The organism is Streptomyces sp. NPDC059477 (assembly GCF_042749375.1).
Taxonomy (GTDB): domain Bacteria; phylum Actinomycetota; class Actinomycetes; order Streptomycetales; family Streptomycetaceae; genus Streptomyces.
Genome location: NZ_JBHYUG010000046.1, coordinates 14,139 through 33,703, shown reverse-complemented (window position 1 = coordinate 33,703; position 19,565 = coordinate 14,139). Strand labels below are relative to the sequence as shown.

The following is a 19,565-nucleotide window of genomic DNA, read 5'->3' as shown; positions in this document are numbered from 1 at the left end:
GGCTACGGGCCGCGCTGGGACGTCACCGTGAACTGGGCGCCGTCCGGGTCGCGCAGGATCGCGCTCTCGCGGTCCGTGGACAGGACGCTGCCGCCGTGCAGTTCGGCCGCCCGGACACAGGCCGGGATGTCGGTGACGGCGAAGTGGACCTGCCAGTGCGGGCGGATGGTGGGATCGGGGGCGGCGCCCAGCGCGCCCGACTTGATCCGGGCCACCACATCGCCGCCCCGGCGCAGCACCACCTCGTCGCCCTCGTAGTGGACCTCGCAGGAGCCGGGCCGGGCCGAGGCCCACTCCAGGACCTCGCCGTAGAAGATCGCCGCGTCGAACGCGTCCCGCGTGTGCAACCGTATGAACGCCGGTGCCGAGCGGTGCCACACCTCCCAGTGGCCCACCAGCTCGCCCTCCCACACCCCGAACGTGGCCCCGTCCCGGTCGGCCAGCAGCGCCGCGCGTCCCGGCGGCAGCGAGATCGGCCCGACGGCCGCCGTGCCGCCCCGCTCCTTGGCGCGGGCGACGGCCTTGTCCGCGCTGATCACGGCGAAGTACGGCGTCCACGCGACCGCCATCTGCCACATCGCGGCCACCGCGGCGACCCCGGCCACCGGCACCCCGTCCACCAGCGCGATCCGGAAGTGGTCGCCGAGGGTGGCCGGCCGCCAGCGCCAGCCCAGCACCGCGCTGTAGAACGCGGCGGTGGTGTCCAGATCGCGGCTGGTCAGACTGACCCAGCAGGGCGTACCGAAGACGGCCCGCGTGGTGACGACGTCCGCCACGGGCCTCGCGCGGGTAGGGGGGTGCTGATTCATGGCGCTCGTCCTGCTCCCGTCGGCCGTCGGCCCTCGGCCGATCCGGTCAGTCAGTCCCCAGTCTCCGTCCGGATCGCCTCCGGGGCCCGCCGAGCACGCCCGGCGCGGTCGTTCATCCGGTCTCCCACTGGATCGGTTCCGGGCCGCCGAGTACCGCCGGGCGTGTTTGATCATCCGATCACCGTCCGCTCCCCATCCGGATCGATTCCGGGACCCGACGAGCACGTCCGCGGCGCGCCCGGTGGTTCCCCGGTGTCGAGCCGGGTGGGTTCCGGGCCTGCCGAGGATGTCCGCGCGCGGTGGTTCCCCTGGGTGTCGAGCCGGGTGGGTTCCAAGGCCGCCGAAGATGTTCCCGCACGGTCGTTCCCCCCGGTGTCGAGCCGGATGGGTTCCGAGGCGGCCGACGATGTCCCCGCGCGGTGGTTCCCCCGGTGTCGACCCGGATCGGTTCCGGGCCCCGCCGGGCCCGCCCGCACGCCGTCGTTCACCCCGTCTCCGCCAGCACCTCCTCCCGTAGCCGGGCGCAGCAGCCGCTGAGCAGCCGGGAGACATGCATCTGCGAGATGCCCAGGTGCTGGGCGATCCGGCGCTGTGTCATCCCCCGGTAGAAGCGCAGGTAGAGGATGGTCCGCTCGCGTTCGGGAAGCGCCCGCAGACACGGCCGTACGGCGACCCGGTCCACCACCGTGTCGTAGCGCGGGTCGCTTCCGCCCAGGATGTCGGCGAGGGCGTGGCCGTCGGCCGGCTCGGCGTCCAGGGACAGGGCGGTGAAACAGTCCAGCGCCTCCAGGCCGGCCCGCACCTCGCCCTCGCCGAGGCCGGTGTGCGCGGCCAGCTCGGCAACGGTCGGCGACCGGCCCGACTGCGCCAGCTCCCCGGCGGCCCGCCGCACCTGATTGCGCAGCTCCTGAATCCGGCGCGGCACATGCAGCGTCCACAGATGGTCCCGGAAGTGACGTTTCAGCTCCCCGGTGACGGTCGGCACGGCGTACGCCTCGAAGGCGTGGCCGCGCCCCGGGTCGTAGTGATCGACGGCCTTGACCAGGCCCAGCGCGGCGACCTGGTAGAGATCCTCCAGGGTCTCGCCGCGGCCCCGGAACCCGACCGCGATCCGTTCGGCCATCGGCAGCCAGGCCCGTACCAGCTCGTCCCGGAGAGCCTTGCGCGCGGGTCCTTGCGGCAATCGGGTGAGCCGGGCGAACGCGTCGGCGGTGTCGGGGGCGTCGTCGTGCGGGTGCTGGTTCCTGGCGGTCTCGCGCATGGGGCGCACCTCCCTCCACCGGGATCCCGGGTGCGGTGCGGTCCGGCCACACCGGGGTCGCGCAGGCGCCGGGCAGTGCCGGGCAGCGCTGAGGTGGCGATGCCCGGACATAGCGTCACTGAAACGGACGAACCCCCACCAGGGAGGGGTGAAACTCCCGATGGTCGGCCGTCCCCGGCCGTCTCCCGCCCACCCCCAAGAAAACCGGAACCGTTCTTGACCTCCCCTTGGGGCATTACCTCTGTAGCAGAGCTAATGTTGCTCATATGGACATGGGCATGGACCTGGAAACCGACACCGACCCGGAAACCGGCATCGACACCTTCCCCGAGCAGCTCGCGGACGCGCTGGTCGGCGTGCAGCGGCTGATCCGGCGCCGGGTGCGCGCCGAGATGCCGGACGCCCGGCTGCGCGGCGCCGAAGTGGAGCTGCTGCGCCTGGTGACCGCCCACCCCGGCATCCGGATCTCCGAGGCCGCCAAGAAACTGGGCCTCGCCGGCAACTCGGTGTCGACACTGGTCAACCAGCTGGCCCGGGACGGCTGGCTGGTCCGCGAGACCGACCCCGCCGACCGCCGGGCCGCCCTGCTGCTGCCCACCCCGGCCGCCGAGACCCGGCTCGCGGACTGGCGCGGACGCCGCGCCGAACTCGTACGGCAACAGGTCTCCCGCCTGGACGACACCGACCGCGAGGCCCTGCGCGCCGCCCTTCCGGCGCTGCGCCGGCTGACCGACACCCTGCGTGAGGAGGACGCGTGACCACCGACAGCGCTGTTTCCTGCACCGGACTGACCTACGCCTTCGGTCACACCAAGGCCGTGGACTCCCTGGACCTGACCGTGCGCGAGGGCGAGGTCTTCGGACTGCTCGGCCCCAACGGCGCGGGCAAGACCACGGCGATCCGCTGCATCACCACCCTGCTGCCCGTTCCCGCCGGCATGGTCCATGTCTTCGGCCATGACTCGGCCACCGACAAGATGGGCGTCCGCCGGATGCTCGGCTACGTTCCGCAGCAACTGTCCGCCGACGCGGGCCTCACCGGCCGCCAGAACGTCACTCTGTTCGCCCGCGTCTACGACGTCTCCCGCCGCGAACGCGCCGAACGGGTCCGGCAGGCGCTCGGCGCCGTCGGTCTCGCCGACGCCGCCGACCGGCTCGCCAGCACCTACTCCGGCGGCATGGTCCGCCGCCTCGAACTGGCCCAGGCGCTGGTCAGCGCGCCCCGCCTGCTGATCCTGGACGAACCCACGATCGGCCTGGACCCGATCGCCCGCACCGGGGTGTGGGAGCACATCAACGCCGTGCGCGAGGCGACCGGCATGACCGTGCTGGTCACCACCCACTACATGGACGAGGCCGACCAGTACTGCGATCGCGTCGGCCTGATGCACCACGGCCGGGTCCGCGCCCTGGGCACCCCCGACGAACTGCGGCGCGGACTGGCCGACCGCCGGGCCGGCTCCGCATCCGCCACCGGTCCGCTGCCGACGCTGGAGGACGTCTTCCGGGACGTCGCCGGCGGCGGCCTGGAAGACGAGCCTGGAGGTTTCCGCGATGTCCGAAGCACCCGCCGCACCGCCGGCCGTGTCGGCTGACGCCCCCCTCACCGGTGACATCGATCTGCTGCTGAAGCCGCCGTCACCGCGCGCGGGCTGGCGGCTGCTGCCCGCCCGGGTCGTCGCCATGTGCGCGGTCGAGCTGCAAAAGCTCAGCCACGACCGCACCGAGCTGTACACCCGGGCCGTCCAGCCCGCTCTCTGGCTGCTGATCTTCGGCCAGACCTTCACCCAGATCCACGCGATCCCCACCGGCGGCGTCCCCTACACGGACTTCCTGGCCCCCGGCATCATCGCCCAGTCCGCGATGTTCATCGCGATCTTCTACGGCATCCAGATCATCTGGGAGCGCGACGCGGGCATCCTCAACAAACTGCTGGTCACCCCGACCCCCCGGGCCGCCCTCATCACCGGCAAGGCGTTCGCGTCCGGCGTGAAGGCGCTGATCCAGGCCGTCGTGGTGATCCTCATCGCCGCCCTGCTCGGCGTCTCCCTGACCTGGAACCCGCTCAAGCTGCTCGGCGTCGCCGCGATCGTCATCCTCGGCTCGGCCTTCTTCGCCTGTCTGTCGATGACCATCGCCGGGATCGTCCTCAACCGGGACCGGCTGATGGGTTTCGGCCAGGCGATCACCATGCCGCTGTTCTTCGCCTCCAACGCCCTGTACCCGGTGGCCATCATGCCGGGCTGGCTCCAGGCGATCAGCAAGGCCAACCCGCTGAGCTACGAGGTCGACGCCCTGCGCGGGCTGCTGATCGGCACGCCCTCGCACCTCGCGCTCGACTTCGGGGTGCTGGCCGTGGCCGCCGCCGTGGGCATCGCCGCCGCCTCCTCGCTGCTCGGCCGGCTCGCCCGCTGACGGCGGCGCCGACGCCACGTCGGCCGGTGCGCGGACGTCCCGCCTGCCGGCGCGCCGACGTGATGTGCGGCACGTGCGGGCCGGACGCCGTCCGGCCCGCGGGGGAGTTCTCCCTGGGCAGGGCTTGATCACCGATCACCAGCGGATTTTCCCTGATCACAGCGCCAGTTACCTATTTGACAGCCCGCTGGACCCACGGATAGGAAGCAGCTCTTGGAGTGCGAGGGGTGCAAAAAGTGTACGAGCCGAACGTGGTCGGGGACTGGCAGGAGTACGACGAGCATGCCGGCCTGCGCGTCCGCGTCCACGGACTGCACGCGCAGGAGCCGCCGCGCGGACGGGACGCCGCCGCCGAGGGACTGGCGTACTTCAGCCTGCGCGTGACCGTCGAGAACCGCGGCCCGGAGCGCTTCGGTATCCACCTGGAGGACGGCCAGCTGGACGTCCGTATCGGCCCCGATGGCGAGAGCGCCTTCCTCGACTGGCGCAACTCCCAGTTCATCGAGGGCTACGACATCTACCCGCTGCGCCGGGCCACCGCCGTCCTGTTCGCCGCCGGACCCGAGGCGGCGCTGGCGCGCGTGGACATCCAGGTGCATCTGCGGATCGACGAGGAGTGGGCCGATCGCCGGATGTGGTCCGGCGGCCTCGGCCTCCAGGAGGACGGCACCGGCCCGGCCGCGGCCACCGCCCACGAGGGCCTCGCCTGCCAGGTCAGCAACTTCCTGCGCGGTCAGGCGGAGGAGGGCACCGCCTGACGGGGCCCGCCCGGCGGCCGGGGTTCAGTGCGCGATGGCGTCGATGATCTCCCGGGCGCCCTGCCGCAGCAGTGCCACCGCCACCGACGTACCCAGCGTGGCCGGATCCAGCCGGCCCGCCCATTCGTGCGCGTTGAGCCGGGTCTTGCCGTCCGGGGTGAAGACACACGCCCGCAGGGACAGTTCCCCGCTGGCGTCGACGCGGGCGAAACCGGCGATCGGGCTGTTGCAGTGCCCTTGCAGCACATGCAGGAACATCCGCTCGGCGGTGGCCTCGCGATGGGTGTCCGGGTCGCCGAGCGCGCTGACCGCGTCTATCACGTCGGTGTCGCCCTCACGGCACTGGAGCGCCAGGATGCCCGCGCCGATGGGCGGCATCATCGTGTCCGGCGACAGCACCTCGCTGATCACGTCGGGCCGCCCGATCCGCTCCAGACCGGCCGCCGCGAGCAGCAGCGCGTCCGCGTCCCCGGCCGCGAGCTTCTCCAGCCGCCGGTTGGCGTTGCCGCGGAACGGCACGCACTCCAGATCGGGGCGGGTGGCGGCGAGTTGCGCGACCCGGCGCACCGAGGAGGTGCCGATCCGGGTGCCCGGCGCGAGCGCGTCCAGCGTCAGCCCGCCGGGATGGACCAGGGCGTCCCGGATGTCGTCACGCTTCAGGAACGCGGCGAAGACCGTGCCCGCGGGCAGCGGCCGGTCGGCGGGCACGTCCTTGACGCAGTGCACGGCGAGATCGGCCTGACCGGCCACCAGCGCCGCGTCGACCTCCTTGGTGAAGGCGCCCTTGCCCTCCACCTGGGACAGATCGCCCAGCCACTTGTCGCCGGTGGTCTTCACCGGCACGACCTCGGTACGGACATCCGGGTGCAGGACGCGCAACTCGGCGCGCACCCGCTCCACCTGGGCGAGCGCCATCGGCGAGTCGCGGGAGACGACGCGGATCAGTTCGGGGACCGGCATGGGGACACGATAGTGGGTCCCCTGCCGGTCCCGGTCGTCGCCGCCGTACTTCGCGGGGACCCGTCAGGCGTTCGGGTCGAACGCGATCCCGGCCGGCTTGGCCGACGACAGATGGGAGTTGAAGCTGCTGTCCTTGAGGCCGAAGTTGGCGCTGCCGAAGTCGTACGACGTCAGCTTGTCGCGGATACCGGCCGGGTAGCCGTTCCAGCCGACGAGCGGCGGGAACTGCCAGGCGCCCTCGTGGTTCTCCGGCGGCTCGTCGCCGGTACCGGCCGCGCGGAAGCAGTGGGTGCTGATGCCGTCCTTGTGGTAGACGATCTTCGGGTGGGTGCCGTCGAAGCGGATCGCCGACGCGTTGTGCACGGTGAACGAGCCGTGGTTGGACGTCGAGACGTACTTCACCTGGTTGTCCTGCACCCACACCACGACATGCTCCCAGTCGTGGCGGTGGCCGCCCAGGCTGACGCCGGGCAGGGCCTGGTCCTTCTCGAAGTACAGCGCGTAGACGATGCCGCACCAGCCGTTGTTGCACTTGTAGCGCGAGTAGCCGTTGGTGTTGTCCAGGTCCCAGGAGTCCCGGCAGCTGCCGTTGAGCGCGCCGGTCGGGTTGAGGCCGGGATTGACCGTGCCGTCCGTGCCGATGGCCGGTGTGGAGTAGCAGCCGTCGGTGTCGTAGTCGTAGGCAGGCTGGAACGTCTGCTCGAACCCGTCGGCGTTGGCGGGGAGTCCGGGCGGCGGGGCGGCGAGCGCGGTGGCGGGGAAGGCGAGGACGAGGGCGAAGGCACCGGCGAGACCGGTCAGCCAGCGCCTGGGGTGGAGGGAGGACTTCTGCGACGACACGGCGTCTCCTCGAAGCTCGAAGGGGCAGCCCAACGACTGTGGGGGGAAGGGAAGTTCAAGGGGGCTTCAGAGTGCCGCCGCCGCACCCTCCGCGCCAAGAGGGCACAGGCGTCACACCGGTGAAGCGCAGGCCAATAATCTCCGCGACCTCCGGACGGCGCGTCAGCGGAAGTGGCTCCGCCGGTCTTCGCGGGGTGGTGTCGGGGGGCGGTCTTCGCGGTCTCTGCGGGGTGGTGTCGGCGGGGCAGTCTTCGCGATGTCCGCGGTGTGGTGTCGGCGGGGGAGTTTTCGCGGTCTCCGCGGGGTGGTGTCGGCGGGGCAATCTCCGCGATGTCCGTGCGGTGGTGTCAGCGGAGCAGTCCCGGCATCTCCGTGCGGTGGTGTCAGCGGAGTTCCTCGGGGAGCAGCGCCGCCGAGTCCTCGGGTGTGAGGTCCTGCCGCAGTCGCAGCCAGGAGGGCTGGCGCAGCAGTCCGGCCCGGGTCCGGGTGCTGTGCCGGACCTCGCCGACCAGCCGGGGCAGCACCCAGCGCACGCCCGCGGCGGGCGGTACGGGCGGTACGGGGTCGAAGGGGGCGGCGTCGGAGGCGTACCGCCGCAGCAGCGCGGCCAGTTCGACGCGCTCCGCCTCGCTCCAGCCGGTGCCCACATTGCCGACGTACCGCAGCCGACCGGCACCGTCGAACTGCCCGAGCAGCAGCGAGCCGGGCAGCCCGGTGAGCCGGCCCTTGCCGGGCTGCCAGCCGCCCACGACGACATCCACCCCCCGCGTGTTCCGGATCTTGATCCAGGCCCGCGAGCGGATCCCGGGCTCGTAGCGGGAGTCCAGCCGCTTGCACACCAGCCCTTCCAGCCCGTGCTCGCGCGTCGCCCGCAACGCCTCCTCGCCGTGCCCCACCAGCGCGCCCGGCGTCGACCAGAACGGCCCGGCCAGCCCCAGCGACTCCAGCGCCGCCCGCCGCCGCCGGTACGGCTCCCCCAGCAGTTCACTGCCCGCCAGATGCAGCACGTCGAACAGCGCCAGATGGACCGGCGCCCGCGCGGCCTTGCGCGCCGCCCGCCCCGGCGCGTGCGCGAGCCCCATCCGCGACTGGAGCGACTGGAAATCGGCCCGCCCGTCCGCGTCCAGCGCCAGCACCTCCCCGTCCAGCACGGCCGGAGTGTCCCCGAGCGCCGGGCCCAGCGCCGCCAGCTCGGGATAGGCCGCCGTGATGTCCTCCCCGGACCGCGCCCGCAGGACGACGCTCCCGTCCCCGGCGAGATACACCACCGTCCGCTGCCCGTCCTGTTTCGTCTCGTACGCCCACTGCGCGTCCTGCGCGGCAGGCGGCAGCCCGCCGGGCGTGGCGAGCATGGGGGAGATCAGGGGGAGGGCCACGCCATCAGGTGTGGACGGCGCCGGGGGCGCTCACGCGTGGGGCGGGCCGGTTTCCCCTGAACGGCGGGCACGGGACGGCTGGCGCCCGGACCGCCGGCCGGACACTGGCCCAGTAGTGGTTCCGCCAAAGTTCCGCCCGCCATCACCCAGATCTTGGCCTGGCAGTCACTTGAGTGGGCCAACCCCACATGGATTACTGGACGCAGGCAGGCAGGGAGATTGGGTGATCCGCATGTACCCCGTACCGTCGGCAGCCCCCATTCCTCCGGCAGCGGGCGGAGCCCTCGCGGAGGCACCCGTACTCGCCCGCGGCGCCGGGCAACGGGTCCTGGTCGTCGCCGCCGATCCGAGCGCCGCCGAGCTGCTCCTGACCACCCTGGCGCTGGCGGGCTACCGGGTCTGTGCCGCCGGCTCCGTCGTCGAGGCCCTGGACCGGGTCCGGGCACAGCCTTTCGATCTGGCCGTCGTGGACGCGCCGCTACCCGACACCGAGGAACTGAACCGACGGGACCGCCGGGCACCCGGGCCCTGCCCTCCGGTACTGCTGCTCACCCCGTACGACTCCCTCGGGGGACTCCAGGCGACTCCACCGCACGGCTGGCGCGACTACGTCACCAAGCCCTTCCGGGTCGCCGAGGTGCTCGCCCGGATGCAGGGCCTGCTGCGCGGCACCGGCCCCGGCCGCCCCCGCGACCCGCTGCGCTACGCGGATCTGCTGCTCGACGACACCCTGTGCCAGGCCTGCCGGGGCACCCGCACCCTCGACCTCACCCCCGCCGAGTACCGGCTGCTGCGCCATCTGCTGATCCACCCCCACCATGTGCTGTCCAAGGAGCAGATCGGCCGTGGCGTCTGGGGCGACCTCCGCGGCGCCAACGCCATCGAGCAACTGGTCTCCCGTCTCCGCCGCAAGGTCGACCACGACGCCCCGGCCCTGATCCACACCCGCCGCGGCTTCGGCTACTGGCTGGGCGGGAGCGAGGGGGCGGCGGGGGTGGGGATGTGACGTTCGCTCCACGGTAGGGCTCTGGGGGCTTCGGCTCAGGGTGGGTTTCCGGAGGTGACCCGGGCGCTCGGGTGGGGCCCGGGGGCTTGATCCCGGCTCAGGGTCTCCGGCTCAGGGTCTCCGGTCCACGGTCGCGGCTCGCGGTCTCCGGTTCACGGGGGCGGGGCGTGACGTCGGTCCGACGGCGGCCTTCGGGGTTTGATCCCAGTTCACGGTGGAACTCAGCACGTCACGTCGGCCCGGCGGCGGGGCTCCGGTCCCGACTCCGCTCCGGCGCCGCCCCGGGGCATGACCCTGGCCGCCGCAAGACGTGACCCCGGCCGCGTGCCCCTGCCCTCGTCCCCGCCCCCGCCCTCGCCCCCGGACAACTCCACGGCATGAACCCACTCCCCACCCCCCATCCCCCCCCAGAATGTGACCCCCGTCACGTCAGCCTTCTGTCAGGGAACTGTCCGGAAGGCGTCAGTCCGCTCTGTTTGCATGGCACTGCCGATACCTCGTCCCCGTTCGCCCCGTCATCCCGGCATCACCCCGCGCTCGTGCCCGGGTGAGCCCACACCGAGGAGAGACATGGCCGATACGCTGACCGGCGACCCGCGCCCCGACGCGCCCCCGGTCCCCGCCTACCCGATGGCCCGCGCGGCCGGCTGCCCCTTCGACCCGCCGCCCGCGCTGCGTGCCCAGCAGGACAGCGGACGCCTGGTCCGGGTCCGGATCTGGGACGGGAGCACCCCCTGGCTCGTCACCCGCCACGCCGACCAGCGCGCCCTGCTGCTCGACCCGCGCGTCAGCGCCGACTTCAACCGCCCCGGCTACCCCCGCCCGAGCCCGCTCACGGGCGGTGACGCCACCACGTTCATCCTCATGGACGACCCCGAACACTCCCGGCTGCGCCGCATGGTGACCGGGCCGTTCGCGCTGCGCCGGGTGGAGACCCTGCGCCCCGGGGTGCAGCGGATCGTCGACGACCTGATCGACGAGATGCTGGCCGGCCCGACCCCCGTCGACCTGGTGAAGGCGCTCGCGCTGCCGGTCCCCTCGCTGGTGATCTGCGCGCTGCTCGGAGTGCCGTACGCCGACCACGACTTCTTCCAGGAGAACAGCGGGACCCTGATCCGGCAGAGCGCGCCCGTCGAGGAGCGCGTGGGCGCCTTCAAGCGGCTCGTCCGCTTTCTGGAGGATCTGCTCGGGGAGAAGGAGACGCACGCCGGCGAGGATCTGCTCTCCGAACTGGCGGGCCGGGTCGCGGCCGGGGAGCTGACCCGGACCGAGGCCGCGCAGACCGGCGTCCTGCTGCTGGTCGCCGGGCACGAGACGACGGCGAACATGATCTCGCTGGGTACGGCCGTGCTGCTCGACCACCCCGAGCAGCTCGCGCTGCTGCGCGACACCGACGACCCCGAGCTGATCGCCGCCGCCGTCGAGGAGTTGCTGCGCTATCTGACGGTCGTGCACCTCGGCCGCCGCCGGGCCGTGCTGGAGGACATCGAGTTCGACGGTCAGCTCATCCGGGCCGGCGAGGGCCTGATCATGCCCAACGACCTCGGCAACCGCGACCCCGCCGTCTTCCCCGACCCCGACCGGCTGGACCTGGCCGGGGGCAACCGCCGCCACGTCGCCTTCGGCTTCGGCGTCCACCAGTGCCTCGGCCAGCCGCTGGCCCGTCTGGAACTCCAGGTCGTCTACGGCACCCTGTACCGCCGCATCCCGACCCTGCGCCTGGCGATCGCCCGCGACGAACTGTCGTTCAAGCCGACGAGCACGGTGTACGGCGTCGACGAACTGCCCGTCACATGGTGACCCGGAAGGAGCGGACCGTGCGCGTGGAACTCGACGGCGCCAGGTGCGTCTCCGCGGGACAGTGCGTGCTGTCGGCGCCGGACGTCTTCGACCAGCGCGAGGAGGACGGCATCTCCTACGTCCATGACGACAGCCCGGGCCCGGACGTGCTGGACGACGTGCGGGAGGCGGTCAGCCTCTGCCCGGCGGGCGCCATCCGGGTGGTGGAGTAGCCGGGCGGGGATCCATCGGCAGCCCCTGCGGGGGTCAGTCGCGGCCCGCCGAGCCCCCGGTCGCTCCGGTCGTGCCGTCCGTCGCGCCGCCGAGCAGTCCCACCAGCGCCCGTCCCAGGGCGACCTCCCAGCAGGCGTAGTCGTGGCCGCCGTTGAACTCGGTGTAGGTGACCTGGTTCCCGGCGGTGCGCAGTGTCTCGTACAGCGTGCGGTGGCGGTCGAGCACCGGGCCCTCCTGGAGCCCGACGTCCAGATGGACCCGTACCGGCAGGGGCGGTACGGCGGCGGACCGGGTGACCGGCCAGGGTGCCTCGGCGAGGGGCGGTTCGCCGCTCTCGCCGGGGCGCCAGGACAGCGCGGCGGACTGGACGAGGACGGCGCCGAAGTGGTCGGGCCGGCGCAGGGCCGCGTACAGGGCGGTGACCGCGCCGAGGCGCTGACCGGCGACGACCGTGCGCGCGGGGTCGGCGGTGAGCGGCCGGCGGCCCCTCGCCCAGGGCAGCAGCTCGCCCGCGAGGAAGGTCACGAAGGCGTCCCGCCCGCCCAGTTCGCGCCGCCGGGTGAGCCGGTCCACCGCGTCCGGCGCCAGCACGGCCAGCGGCGGCAGCGAGCCGTCCGCGATCAGCGCGTCCAGCGTGCGCTCCAGGCGCAGCCGGCCGAACCACATGTCGCCGTCGGTCAGCACCAGGACGGGCGGCGGCGGCCCCTCACCGCGCGGATGCCCCGGCGGCAGATACACCCAGGTGTCCCGGCGCCCGCCCAGCGCCTCCGTGGGCACCGGACACCGCTCCACCCGCCCGCCGGCCGCCCCGTCCTCGCCCCGGGCGGCGGATGCCACGGCCGGACCCGGCGCGTCCGGCAGCGCGAAGACCGAGCTGTCGGACCGCTGCCAACGCCTCGCGATCCGGCGCGGGTTGAGTGGGTCCGCCGCCGCGTGCACCGACAGCGACCGCAACCGGAGCTGGAGTCCGGCCGGATCCGTCGGCGGCTCCTTGGCCGAGATGTCGGCCGCCAGCCGGTAGGACCCCCGGTGATCGGCGCGCAGCCGCAGTCCCAGATGCCATACGTCGGTGCCGGGCACACGCTCCAGCAGCGCGCCCGCGAGCTGCTCGCGGTCGACGAGTCGGTTGCCGCACAGCAGCACCTGACGGGTGGCCCGGTGCCCACGCCACAGGAAGGTGACCACCCGGTGCTCCGGCGCGCCCGCCGCCTCCTCGACCAGGGGTGTGCCGACGCCCTCCACCTCGCTCCAGAACGCGGCGGTCAGGGCCGCCCGCCCGGCGTCGTCGGCCGCCGGCAGCTCCGCCACGAGCCGCGCGATCCGTGGACCGGTCGCCCGCACCGGGCGCGGCACGGTCATGAGAACGGGCATCGCTCCTCTTCTCGTTCACCGAGGGGTGCGCCATGAAAGTGAGGTAAGCCTAACTTAATTACCTCCACCCTGAGTGAATTACTTGAGTTACGCAACGATATGGTAAAGTGCGGGTATGCCCACGCCGCCGCTGCCCCCCACCCCCGCCTCCCCGGAAACGACGGAGATCGAGCACGCGCTCGCCCGGATCACCTTCCTCAGCTCGCGCGCCCGGCAGCATGACAAGGTGATGGCCGTGGCCGGGGTGCCGCTGGACCGCGCGGCCACGGGCGTACTGCGCCGGATGGCGGACGGCGAGCCGCCCCGCCCCGGCGAACTGGCCGCCCGGCTCGGCGTCGAGGCGTCCCATGTCACGCGCACGGTCCAGCAGTTGGAGCGCGCCGGCTACGTCGTGCGGGTCCCCGACCCCGACGACCGCCGCGCCCAGCGCATCGAGGTGACCGAGGCGGGCCGCGAGGCCATCGACCGGATCCGCGACGCGGGCGCCCGGCGCATGCAGGTCGCCCTGTCCGACTGGAAGCCCGAGGAGTTGCGCCAACTCGCCACCCTCTTCCACCGCATGGTCGACGACTTCCACGCACACATGACGGAGGAGGAGCGGGAGGACCCGCCCGCCACGGACTGAGGAACTCCGACGGGGAGAACCCGCCCGGCACCCATGGGGGACCCCGACGGGCGCCGGCCCGGCCCGGCCGGCGTCAGGACCGCCGCACGCCGATGGCCTACCCGGCCGTACCGCCCTGCCCCGGCTCCCGCAGCCCCCGCACCAGCAGCCAGCCGATCGCGGGCAGCGCGACGAGCGGCACCAGGGCGGTCCGCACGGCCGTGGCGTCGGCGAGCGCCCCGAGCATCGCCACGCCCTGCGCATGCTGGCCGAGGACCTGCCCGTCACCACGGTCACCCACCGCTGCGGCGGGTCCTCCGCCAGCGCCTTCATCGACGTCTTCCACCGCTCCTTCGGCTACACCCCGGGCACCCGCAACCGCCGCGCCCAGCCGACGGCGGCCCCGGGGTTTCCGCCCCGGCAGGCGGGGAAGGTCGCCTCTCCGTACCCGCCATCCACCCCCGGAGCCGCCCGACATGAGCGCACCCACAGCCCCGGTTCCCGGCGGCCCGGACGAGCCGCTCTGCGGTCATGGCGCCGACCCGGCGGGCGACCCCGACGGATGTCCCGGCAGCCGCATACCCGGCGGTTCCGGCTGCCTCGCCCATGTGCCGGACCCCGACCGCGACGCCTATCTGGCCGGCCTGGCACCCGGCGCCGACATCGACCACCGGGCCACCGAGTTCGGCCCCGAACTCCTGGCCCTGCTCCTCGACGCCCTCCGCGACCCCGGCACCGCACAACCCGTCCTCGGCACGGCGCGGTTCGACGGCGCAGGGCTCGCGCACGCGAACTTCACCGGGGTCCGGTTCGCCGGTCCCGTCAGCTTCGAGGACGCGGTGTTCGCCGGTCAGGGCACCTTCGACGCCGCGGAGTTCGACGGTCCCGCCACCTTCGCGCACGCGCGGTTCACCGGCCCCGCCAGTTTCTCCGGCGCACACTTCGCCCGCGATGCCTCGTTCATCGACGTAGGCGTCTCCGGCTTTGCCGCCTTCGCCGACACGGCCTTCGCCGAATCCGCCGAATTCGCTCTCTCCCACTTCAGCGCTACCGCCGGTTTCGAGCGGGCGCGGTTCTCCGGTGCGGCGGGCTTCGGCCTCGTGTCCTTCGGTCTCCGGGCCACCTTCGACGGGGCCCGGTTCGGCGGCCCCGCCCGCTACGAGCAAGCGACCTTCGAGCACGAGGCGAGCTTCAAGGAGGCGGAGTTCTCCCGGGGCACGGTCTTCCAGGGGACATGGTTCCGGCACGAGGCCCACTTCGACGGGGCGCGCTTCTCGCAGAACCCCCACCTGGGACCGCTGGTCTGCGAGCAGCGGGTGGATCTCTCGGCCGCCGTGTTCGAGGACCCCGTGACCCTGGAGATCGCCGCGCGCTCGGTGCGCTGTGTCCGTACCCGCTGGGAGTCGACGGCGACCGTACGGCTGCGGCACGCCACCGTGAACCTCGGCCACGCGGTCCTGGCGGCCCCCGTCGCGGTCACCGCCCACCCGGGGCTCTTCCTCACCAACGAGGGCGTGGTGACCGAGCACGGCCTCAAAGAACCATCGACGGTGCGGGTGGCCTCGCTCCAGGGCGTGGACGCCTCGCTCCTCGTCCTCACCGACACCGATCTGAGCGGCTGTTTCTTCTCCGGTGCCTTCCACCTCGACCAGATCCGCCTGGAAGGCCGCAGCACCTTCGCCGCCGCACCCACCGGATGGCGGCGCCGGGGGATCCGTCTGACCCACTGGACCCGGCGCCGCACCCTGGCCGAGGAACACCACTGGCGCGCCCGCACCGACCGGGCTTCCGGCGCGTGGACCTCCGCCCCGTTCCACCTCCCCGCCCACACCCCCGGCCCCGAGGACGTCGTCGTCCTCTACCGGCAGTTGCGCAAGGCCCTGGAGGACGGCAAGGACGAGCCCGGCGCGGCCGACTTCTACTACGGCGAGTGCGAGATGCGCCGCCACGACCGCACCGGCACCCCGGCGGTCGAACGCCGTCTCCTGTGGGCCTACTGGCTGCTGTCCGGCTACGGTCTGCGCGCCTCCCGCGCCCTGAGCTGGCTCCTGGCCTGCATGGCCGTCACCGTCGTCCTGCTGATGGGCTTCGGCCTGCCCACGCAGTCCCCGAAGCAGGAGGCGACCGGGACCGTGCCGCCCGGCGGGGGCACGGTGACCTTCGAGATCGACGCCCAGGACCCACGTAACCCCACCGGGGACCGGTTCACCGGCCCGCGCTTCGAGAAGGCCCTGAACGTCACCCTCAACTCCGTGGTGTTCCGCTCCAGCGGACAGGACCTCACCACGTCCGGCACCTATATCGAGATGACGTCCCGGCTTCTGGAACCCGCCCTGCTCGCCGTCGCCGTCCTGGCCGTGCGGGGCCGCATCAAACGCTGACCCGCGGCCACCCCGGGGCCGACGCCCATGGTCACCCTGTGGTCGCGTAGGATCCGCCGCACATTCGCCAGCCCCGCCACGGCAGCGCGACGAGGCGAGACCGCCCGGAGGAAGCCATGTCAGGACGAGTGAACGTCGGTGACCAGGTCGAGGACTTCGAGCTGCGGGACGAGACCGGCACCGCCCGGCGGCTGTCCGAACTGCTCACCGACGGCCCGGTCGTCCTGTTCTTCTACCCCGCCGCGATGACCCCCGGCTGCACCGCAGAAGCCTGTCACTTCCGCGATCTGGCGGCCGAGTTCGCCGAAGCGGGCGCCCGCCCGGTCGGTATCAGCGGTGACTCCGTCGACAAACAGCGCGAGTTCGCCGGCACCCACGGCCTCGGCATGCCGCTGCTGTCCGACCCGGACGGCACCGTCCGTGAACGGTTCGGCGTGAAGCGCGGCTTCAGCCTCGTACCGACCAAGCGGGCCACCTTCGTCATCGCCCGGGACCGGACCGTCCTGGAGATCGTCCGCAGCGAACTGCGCATGAACACCCACGCCGACCGGGCGCTCGCCGCCCTGCGCGCCCGGCGTGATTGATCTCTCGAACAGTGGTCCACGGGACGGCCGTTCGCGATACTGCACCGCATGCGGTTGCTGAGCAAAGCCTGCGTCGCCGTCACCTTCATGATGACGACCGCGGTCGGCTGCACCGGCAGCGACGACGACGCCGCCCCGGGCCCGTCCCCGACGGCCACCTCCGGCGCGGCCACCGGCACGCCCCCACCGAGCCCCGGATCGAGCACCGAGCCACCCGAGCCGGTGTCCATCCCAGGGCTCATCGCCCGCGACCACACCGGCACCGACCTGCGCCTGGGCGACGTCCGCAGCCGCACCGACGCCTACACCCAGTACGCCGTCACCTACCGGGCGAACGGGGTGACCGTCTCCGGCATCATGAACATCCCCACCGGCGACGGACCGTTCCCGGCGCTGGTCCTCGCCCACGGCTACATCGACCCGGCCGAGTACACCACCGGCCGCGGACTGACCCGCGAGCAGGAACTGCTGGCCGAGAACGGCTATGCCGTCCTGCACACCGACTACCGCAACCACGCGGGCTCCGACGACGACCCCGACAACGACCGCAACCTCCGCCTCGGCTACACCGAGGACGTCATCGGCGCGGTCCTCGCCCTGCGCGGCTCCGGCCGCCCGGAGATCGACGGCGAGCGCATCGGACTGCTGGGCCGGTCGATGGGCGGCGGAGTCGTCTACAACACGCTGGCCGTGGCGCCCGGCCTGGTCGACGCGGCCGTCGTCTTCGCACCGGTCAGCGCCCGCCCCGAGGAGAACTTCGCGCAGTTCCAGCAGGGCGACCCCTTGGTCGACGAGATCGAGGCGGAGTACGGCACCCCGCAGGAGAACCCCGGCTTCTGGCGCGAGGCGTCCCCGCTCACCTATGTCGACCGGGTCACCGAACCGCTCCTCATCCACCACGGCACCGAGGACACCTCCTGCCCCATCGAGTGGTCCGAGGAGACCGCGGCGGCGTTCGAGGAGGCCGGCAAGGACGTGGAGCTGCGCACCTACGAGGGCGAGGGGCACGCCTTCCACGGACAGTGGCCGGACTCGATGGAGGTCACCATGGAGTTCTTCGCGGAGAACCTGAGCCAGTGACGGAGTGGGCATGACGACGGAGCAGGACGGCGGCATCGAGGTGCGGCCGGTCGCCGGGCACATCGGGGCCGAGATCACCGGGGTCGACCTGGCGGCCGGGCTGGACGACACACAGGTCGCGGCCGTCCGGGCGGCGCTGCTGCGCTGGAAGGTGGTGTTCTTCCGGGGGCAGCGGCTGGACCACGCCGGACACGTGCGGTTCGCGCGGCGGTTCGGGGAGCCGGTGGTGCTGCCCCGGCGCGGCTCGGCCTCGCCCGCCGGGCACCCGGAGATCGAGACCACCGCCGACCGGCTGGAGCTGGGCGGGCGGTTCGGCATGGAGCACGACGAATGGCTGCGGCGGCGCCGGCACGTCCCGCTGCGCGGCTGGCACTGCGACCACGGCGCCCGGATCGACCCGCCCGCCGCGACGATCCTGCGCGCCGAGACCGTACCCCCGTACGGCGGTGACACCACCTGGGCCAATCTGGCCGCCGCCTACGCGGGACTGTCCGCGCCGGTCCGGAAGTTCGCGGACGGCCTGCGCGCCGAGCACCGGCTCGGCGTCGGCTACCAACCGCGCCCCGGCGACGACGCCTACGTCCGCCACCTCCTGGACCACCAGATCGCCACCGTGCACCCGCTGGTCCGGGTCCACCCGGAGACCGGCGAGCGGGTCCTGTTCGTGAACGGCTACTACGTCGAGCAGATCACCGATGTCTCACGCGCCGAGAGCCGCCTGCTCCTCGAACTGCTCCTGGAACAGGCCACCCGCCCCGAGTACACGGTCCGCTTCCGCTGGGAGCCCGGCAGCGTCGCCTTCTGGGACAACCGCGCCACCATCCACCTCGCCCCCTCCGACAACGCCCACCTCGGCCACCCCCGGACCATGCACCGCGTGATGCTCACCGGAGACATCCCGGTCGGCGTCGACGGCACCCCGTCCGAGCCGCTGGTGGGGAGCGCACCCGGCAACTGGTGACCCCCACCCGGCAGCTGGTGACCCGCGTCCGGCGTCAAAGGACCCGCCGCGTCCCCTACCCGGCGGGCCGGCCCAGCGCCGGGCCCAGCTTGGTCGCCATGTCGGTGAGGATCTGCACATAGTCCTCGTGCTCGAAGGTGAACGGCAGCGCGAAGGCCACCTCGTCGACCTCGCGGAACGCCGGGTCCGCGTGCAGCCGTTCGGCGATCTCCTCCGACGTGCCGACGATGTCCGGCGCGAACAGCAGTCGCGCCGGACCCTGCGGGACCCGGGTACGGGGGGCGCGCTGGGCCGCGAACGCCTCGTACTTCGCGCGCTGCGCGGGCGTCGCCGAGTCCGTCGGGACGACCACCAGCCCCTGGGAGACCCGGGCGGCCTCGCCGTCGGGGTGCGCGGCGCGGAAGGCCCGGATGAGCGAGAGCTGGATCCCGGCGAAGTCCCAGGACCCCTCGGGCCCGTCCGGGCCTCCCGCTGTTTGTGGCCCCTCCGCCTTCACCACGCTGCTGGTCAGGAAGTTCATGCCGTGCTCACCGGCCCAGCGGGCGGAGGACAGGCTCGCGCCGCCGTACCAGAGCCGGTGGCCCAGGCCGGGGGAATGGGGCTGCACCCGGTCCGAGTAGACCTCGAAGCCCTCCGTCCCGCCGAAGTCGCTCGCGGCCTCGCCCCGTACGAGGTCCAGCAGGCGCCGCACCCGCCCGTAGCCGAAGTCCTCGGCGTCGGCGGTGTCCGGGTACAGGGCGCCCCTGACCCGCTCGAAGTGGATCGGCGGACCGACGCTCACCCCCGGGTTGAGCCGGCCGCCGGACAGGATGTCGACGGTGGCCAGGTCCTCGGCGAGCCGCAACGGGTTCTCCCAGCCCAGCGGGATCACCGCGGTGCCGAGTTCGATCCGGCGGGTGCGCTGCGAGGCGGCGGCCAGCACGGCGACGGGGGAGGAGATGCCGTACTGGAGATGGCGATGGCGTACCCACGCGCTGTCGAAGCCGAGCTGTTCGCCCAGCTCGATGATCTCCAGGGTCGATTCGTGCCCCCGGCGGGGATCCGCCCCGTCGAACAGCCCGATGGTCAGAAAGCCCAGCTTGCGCAGGGGGCGTGGGGTGGACGACACGGATTCCTCCAGCAGGCGTCGGTGGACACATGTCCACTG

Annotated in this window: 20 protein-coding genes; 12 read left to right on the top strand and 8 right to left on the bottom strand. The window is 72.9% G+C overall.

Annotated elements, in window-relative coordinates; translation table 11 throughout:
• Positions 1-2 precede the first annotated feature (2 nt).
• Together ACFXAZ_RS22880 and ACFXAZ_RS22875 are read right to left on the bottom strand one after the other, a co-directional pair.
• Positions 3-809 carry a VOC family protein gene (locus ACFXAZ_RS22880; RefSeq protein WP_384594194.1) on the bottom strand — a complete coding sequence of 269 codons (807 nt, stop codon included), beginning with the start codon at positions 807-809 and terminating at the stop codon, positions 3-5.
• Positions 810-1,293: 484 nt separating this feature from the next.
• On the bottom strand, positions 1,294-2,070 hold the full coding sequence (locus ACFXAZ_RS22875; protein WP_384594191.1) for a SigB/SigF/SigG family RNA polymerase sigma factor: 777 nt from the start codon (positions 2,068-2,070) through the stop codon (positions 1,294-1,296).
• A 278-nt stretch (positions 2,071-2,348) separates the two neighbouring features.
• Between ACFXAZ_RS22875 and ACFXAZ_RS22870 the strand changes: the two genes are divergently transcribed.
• The 4 genes from ACFXAZ_RS22870 to ACFXAZ_RS22855 all read left to right on the top strand — a co-directional run bounded on the left by ACFXAZ_RS22870 (position 2,349) and on the right by ACFXAZ_RS22855 (position 5,242).
• On the top strand, positions 2,349-2,828 hold the full coding sequence (locus ACFXAZ_RS22870; protein ID WP_384594188.1) for a MarR family winged helix-turn-helix transcriptional regulator: 480 nt from the start codon (positions 2,349-2,351) through the stop codon (positions 2,826-2,828).
• Entirely contained in the window at positions 2,825-3,664 is an 840-nt protein-coding gene (locus tag ACFXAZ_RS22865) for an ABC transporter ATP-binding protein (RefSeq protein WP_384594185.1), read from the top strand. The genes ACFXAZ_RS22870 and ACFXAZ_RS22865 overlap by 4 nt, the downstream gene beginning before the upstream one ends.
• Positions 3,624-4,484 carry an ABC transporter permease gene (locus tag ACFXAZ_RS22860; protein ID WP_384594182.1) on the top strand — a complete coding sequence of 287 codons (861 nt, stop codon included), beginning with the start codon at positions 3,624-3,626 and terminating at the stop codon, positions 4,482-4,484. The genes ACFXAZ_RS22865 and ACFXAZ_RS22860 overlap by 41 nt, the downstream gene beginning before the upstream one ends.
• A gap of 236 nt (positions 4,485-4,720) precedes the next feature.
• Positions 4,721-5,242: a hypothetical protein gene (locus tag ACFXAZ_RS22855; protein WP_384594180.1), complete on the top strand. Its 522-nt coding sequence runs from the start codon at positions 4,721-4,723 to the stop codon at positions 5,240-5,242.
• A gap of 24 nt (positions 5,243-5,266) precedes the next feature.
• Here ACFXAZ_RS22855 and hemC read toward each other — a convergent pair whose 3' ends face one another.
• The 3 genes from hemC to ligD all read right to left on the bottom strand — a co-directional run bounded on the left by hemC (position 5,267) and on the right by ligD (position 8,418).
• Positions 5,267-6,202 (bottom strand): hydroxymethylbilane synthase, encoded by a 936-nt coding sequence (gene hemC, locus ACFXAZ_RS22850; protein WP_384594177.1) that lies wholly within the window; start codon positions 6,200-6,202, stop codon positions 5,267-5,269.
• A gap of 63 nt (positions 6,203-6,265) precedes the next feature.
• Positions 6,266-7,042 carry an NPP1 family protein gene (locus ACFXAZ_RS22845; protein ID WP_384594174.1) on the bottom strand — a complete coding sequence of 259 codons (777 nt, stop codon included), beginning with the start codon at positions 7,040-7,042 and terminating at the stop codon, positions 6,266-6,268.
• A 383-nt stretch (positions 7,043-7,425) separates the two neighbouring features.
• A complete protein-coding gene (gene ligD / locus ACFXAZ_RS22840; RefSeq protein WP_384594171.1) occupies positions 7,426-8,418 on the bottom strand; it encodes a non-homologous end-joining DNA ligase in 993 nt (330 codons plus the stop codon).
• A 232-nt stretch (positions 8,419-8,650) separates the two neighbouring features.
• On the opposite strand from ligD, the gene ACFXAZ_RS22835 reads away from it, so the two are divergent.
• The 3 genes from ACFXAZ_RS22835 to ACFXAZ_RS22825 all read left to right on the top strand — a co-directional run bounded on the left by ACFXAZ_RS22835 (position 8,651) and on the right by ACFXAZ_RS22825 (position 11,436).
• Positions 8,651-9,424 (top strand): response regulator transcription factor, encoded by a 774-nt coding sequence (locus ACFXAZ_RS22835; protein WP_384594275.1) that lies wholly within the window; start codon positions 8,651-8,653, stop codon positions 9,422-9,424.
• A gap of 570 nt (positions 9,425-9,994) precedes the next feature.
• Positions 9,995-11,224, top strand: a complete 1,230-nt coding sequence (locus ACFXAZ_RS22830) for a cytochrome P450 (RefSeq protein WP_384594168.1) — start codon at positions 9,995-9,997, stop codon at positions 11,222-11,224.
• Between the two features lie 17 nt (positions 11,225-11,241).
• A complete protein-coding gene (locus tag ACFXAZ_RS22825; protein ID WP_384594165.1) occupies positions 11,242-11,436 on the top strand; it encodes a ferredoxin in 195 nt (64 codons plus the stop codon).
• 34 nt (positions 11,437-11,470) lie between these two features.
• On the opposite strand, the gene ACFXAZ_RS22820 is transcribed toward ACFXAZ_RS22825, so the two are convergent.
• Entirely contained in the window at positions 11,471-12,808 is a 1,338-nt protein-coding gene (locus ACFXAZ_RS22820) for an alpha/beta hydrolase-fold protein (RefSeq protein ID WP_384594163.1), read from the bottom strand.
• A 115-nt stretch (positions 12,809-12,923) separates the two neighbouring features.
• On the opposite strand from ACFXAZ_RS22820, the gene ACFXAZ_RS22815 reads away from it, so the two are divergent.
• Positions 12,924-13,433: a MarR family winged helix-turn-helix transcriptional regulator gene (locus tag ACFXAZ_RS22815; RefSeq protein ID WP_384594160.1), complete on the top strand. Its 510-nt coding sequence runs from the start codon at positions 12,924-12,926 to the stop codon at positions 13,431-13,433.
• A 97-nt stretch (positions 13,434-13,530) separates the two neighbouring features.
• Here ACFXAZ_RS22815 and ACFXAZ_RS22810 read toward each other — a convergent pair whose 3' ends face one another.
• Positions 13,531-13,713: a hypothetical protein gene (locus tag ACFXAZ_RS22810; RefSeq protein WP_384594157.1), complete on the bottom strand. Its 183-nt coding sequence runs from the start codon at positions 13,711-13,713 to the stop codon at positions 13,531-13,533.
• Positions 13,714-13,888: 175 nt separating this feature from the next.
• Here ACFXAZ_RS22810 and ACFXAZ_RS22805 point away from each other — a divergent pair, with 175 nt between their 5' ends.
• The 4 genes from ACFXAZ_RS22805 (at position 13,889) to ACFXAZ_RS22790 (ending at position 18,418) form a co-directional block, all read left to right on the top strand.
• Positions 13,889-15,793, top strand: coding sequence for a pentapeptide repeat-containing protein (locus tag ACFXAZ_RS22805; protein WP_384594155.1), 1,905 nt, complete (start codon positions 13,889-13,891; stop codon positions 15,791-15,793).
• Between the two features lie 116 nt (positions 15,794-15,909).
• Positions 15,910-16,377, top strand: a complete 468-nt coding sequence (locus ACFXAZ_RS22800) for a peroxiredoxin (protein WP_384594152.1) — start codon at positions 15,910-15,912, stop codon at positions 16,375-16,377.
• A gap of 48 nt (positions 16,378-16,425) precedes the next feature.
• Positions 16,426-17,457, top strand: a complete 1,032-nt coding sequence (locus tag ACFXAZ_RS22795) for an alpha/beta hydrolase family protein (protein WP_384594149.1) — start codon at positions 16,426-16,428, stop codon at positions 17,455-17,457.
• Between the two features lie 10 nt (positions 17,458-17,467).
• Positions 17,468-18,418, top strand: a complete 951-nt coding sequence (locus tag ACFXAZ_RS22790) for a TauD/TfdA dioxygenase family protein (protein WP_384594146.1) — start codon at positions 17,468-17,470, stop codon at positions 18,416-18,418.
• Positions 18,419-18,473: 55 nt separating this feature from the next.
• Here the strand turns inward: ACFXAZ_RS22790 and ACFXAZ_RS22785 are convergent, their stop codons facing one another.
• Positions 18,474-19,526, bottom strand: coding sequence for an LLM class flavin-dependent oxidoreductase (locus tag ACFXAZ_RS22785; RefSeq protein WP_384594143.1), 1,053 nt, complete (start codon positions 19,524-19,526; stop codon positions 18,474-18,476).
• Positions 19,527-19,565 lie beyond the last annotated feature (39 nt).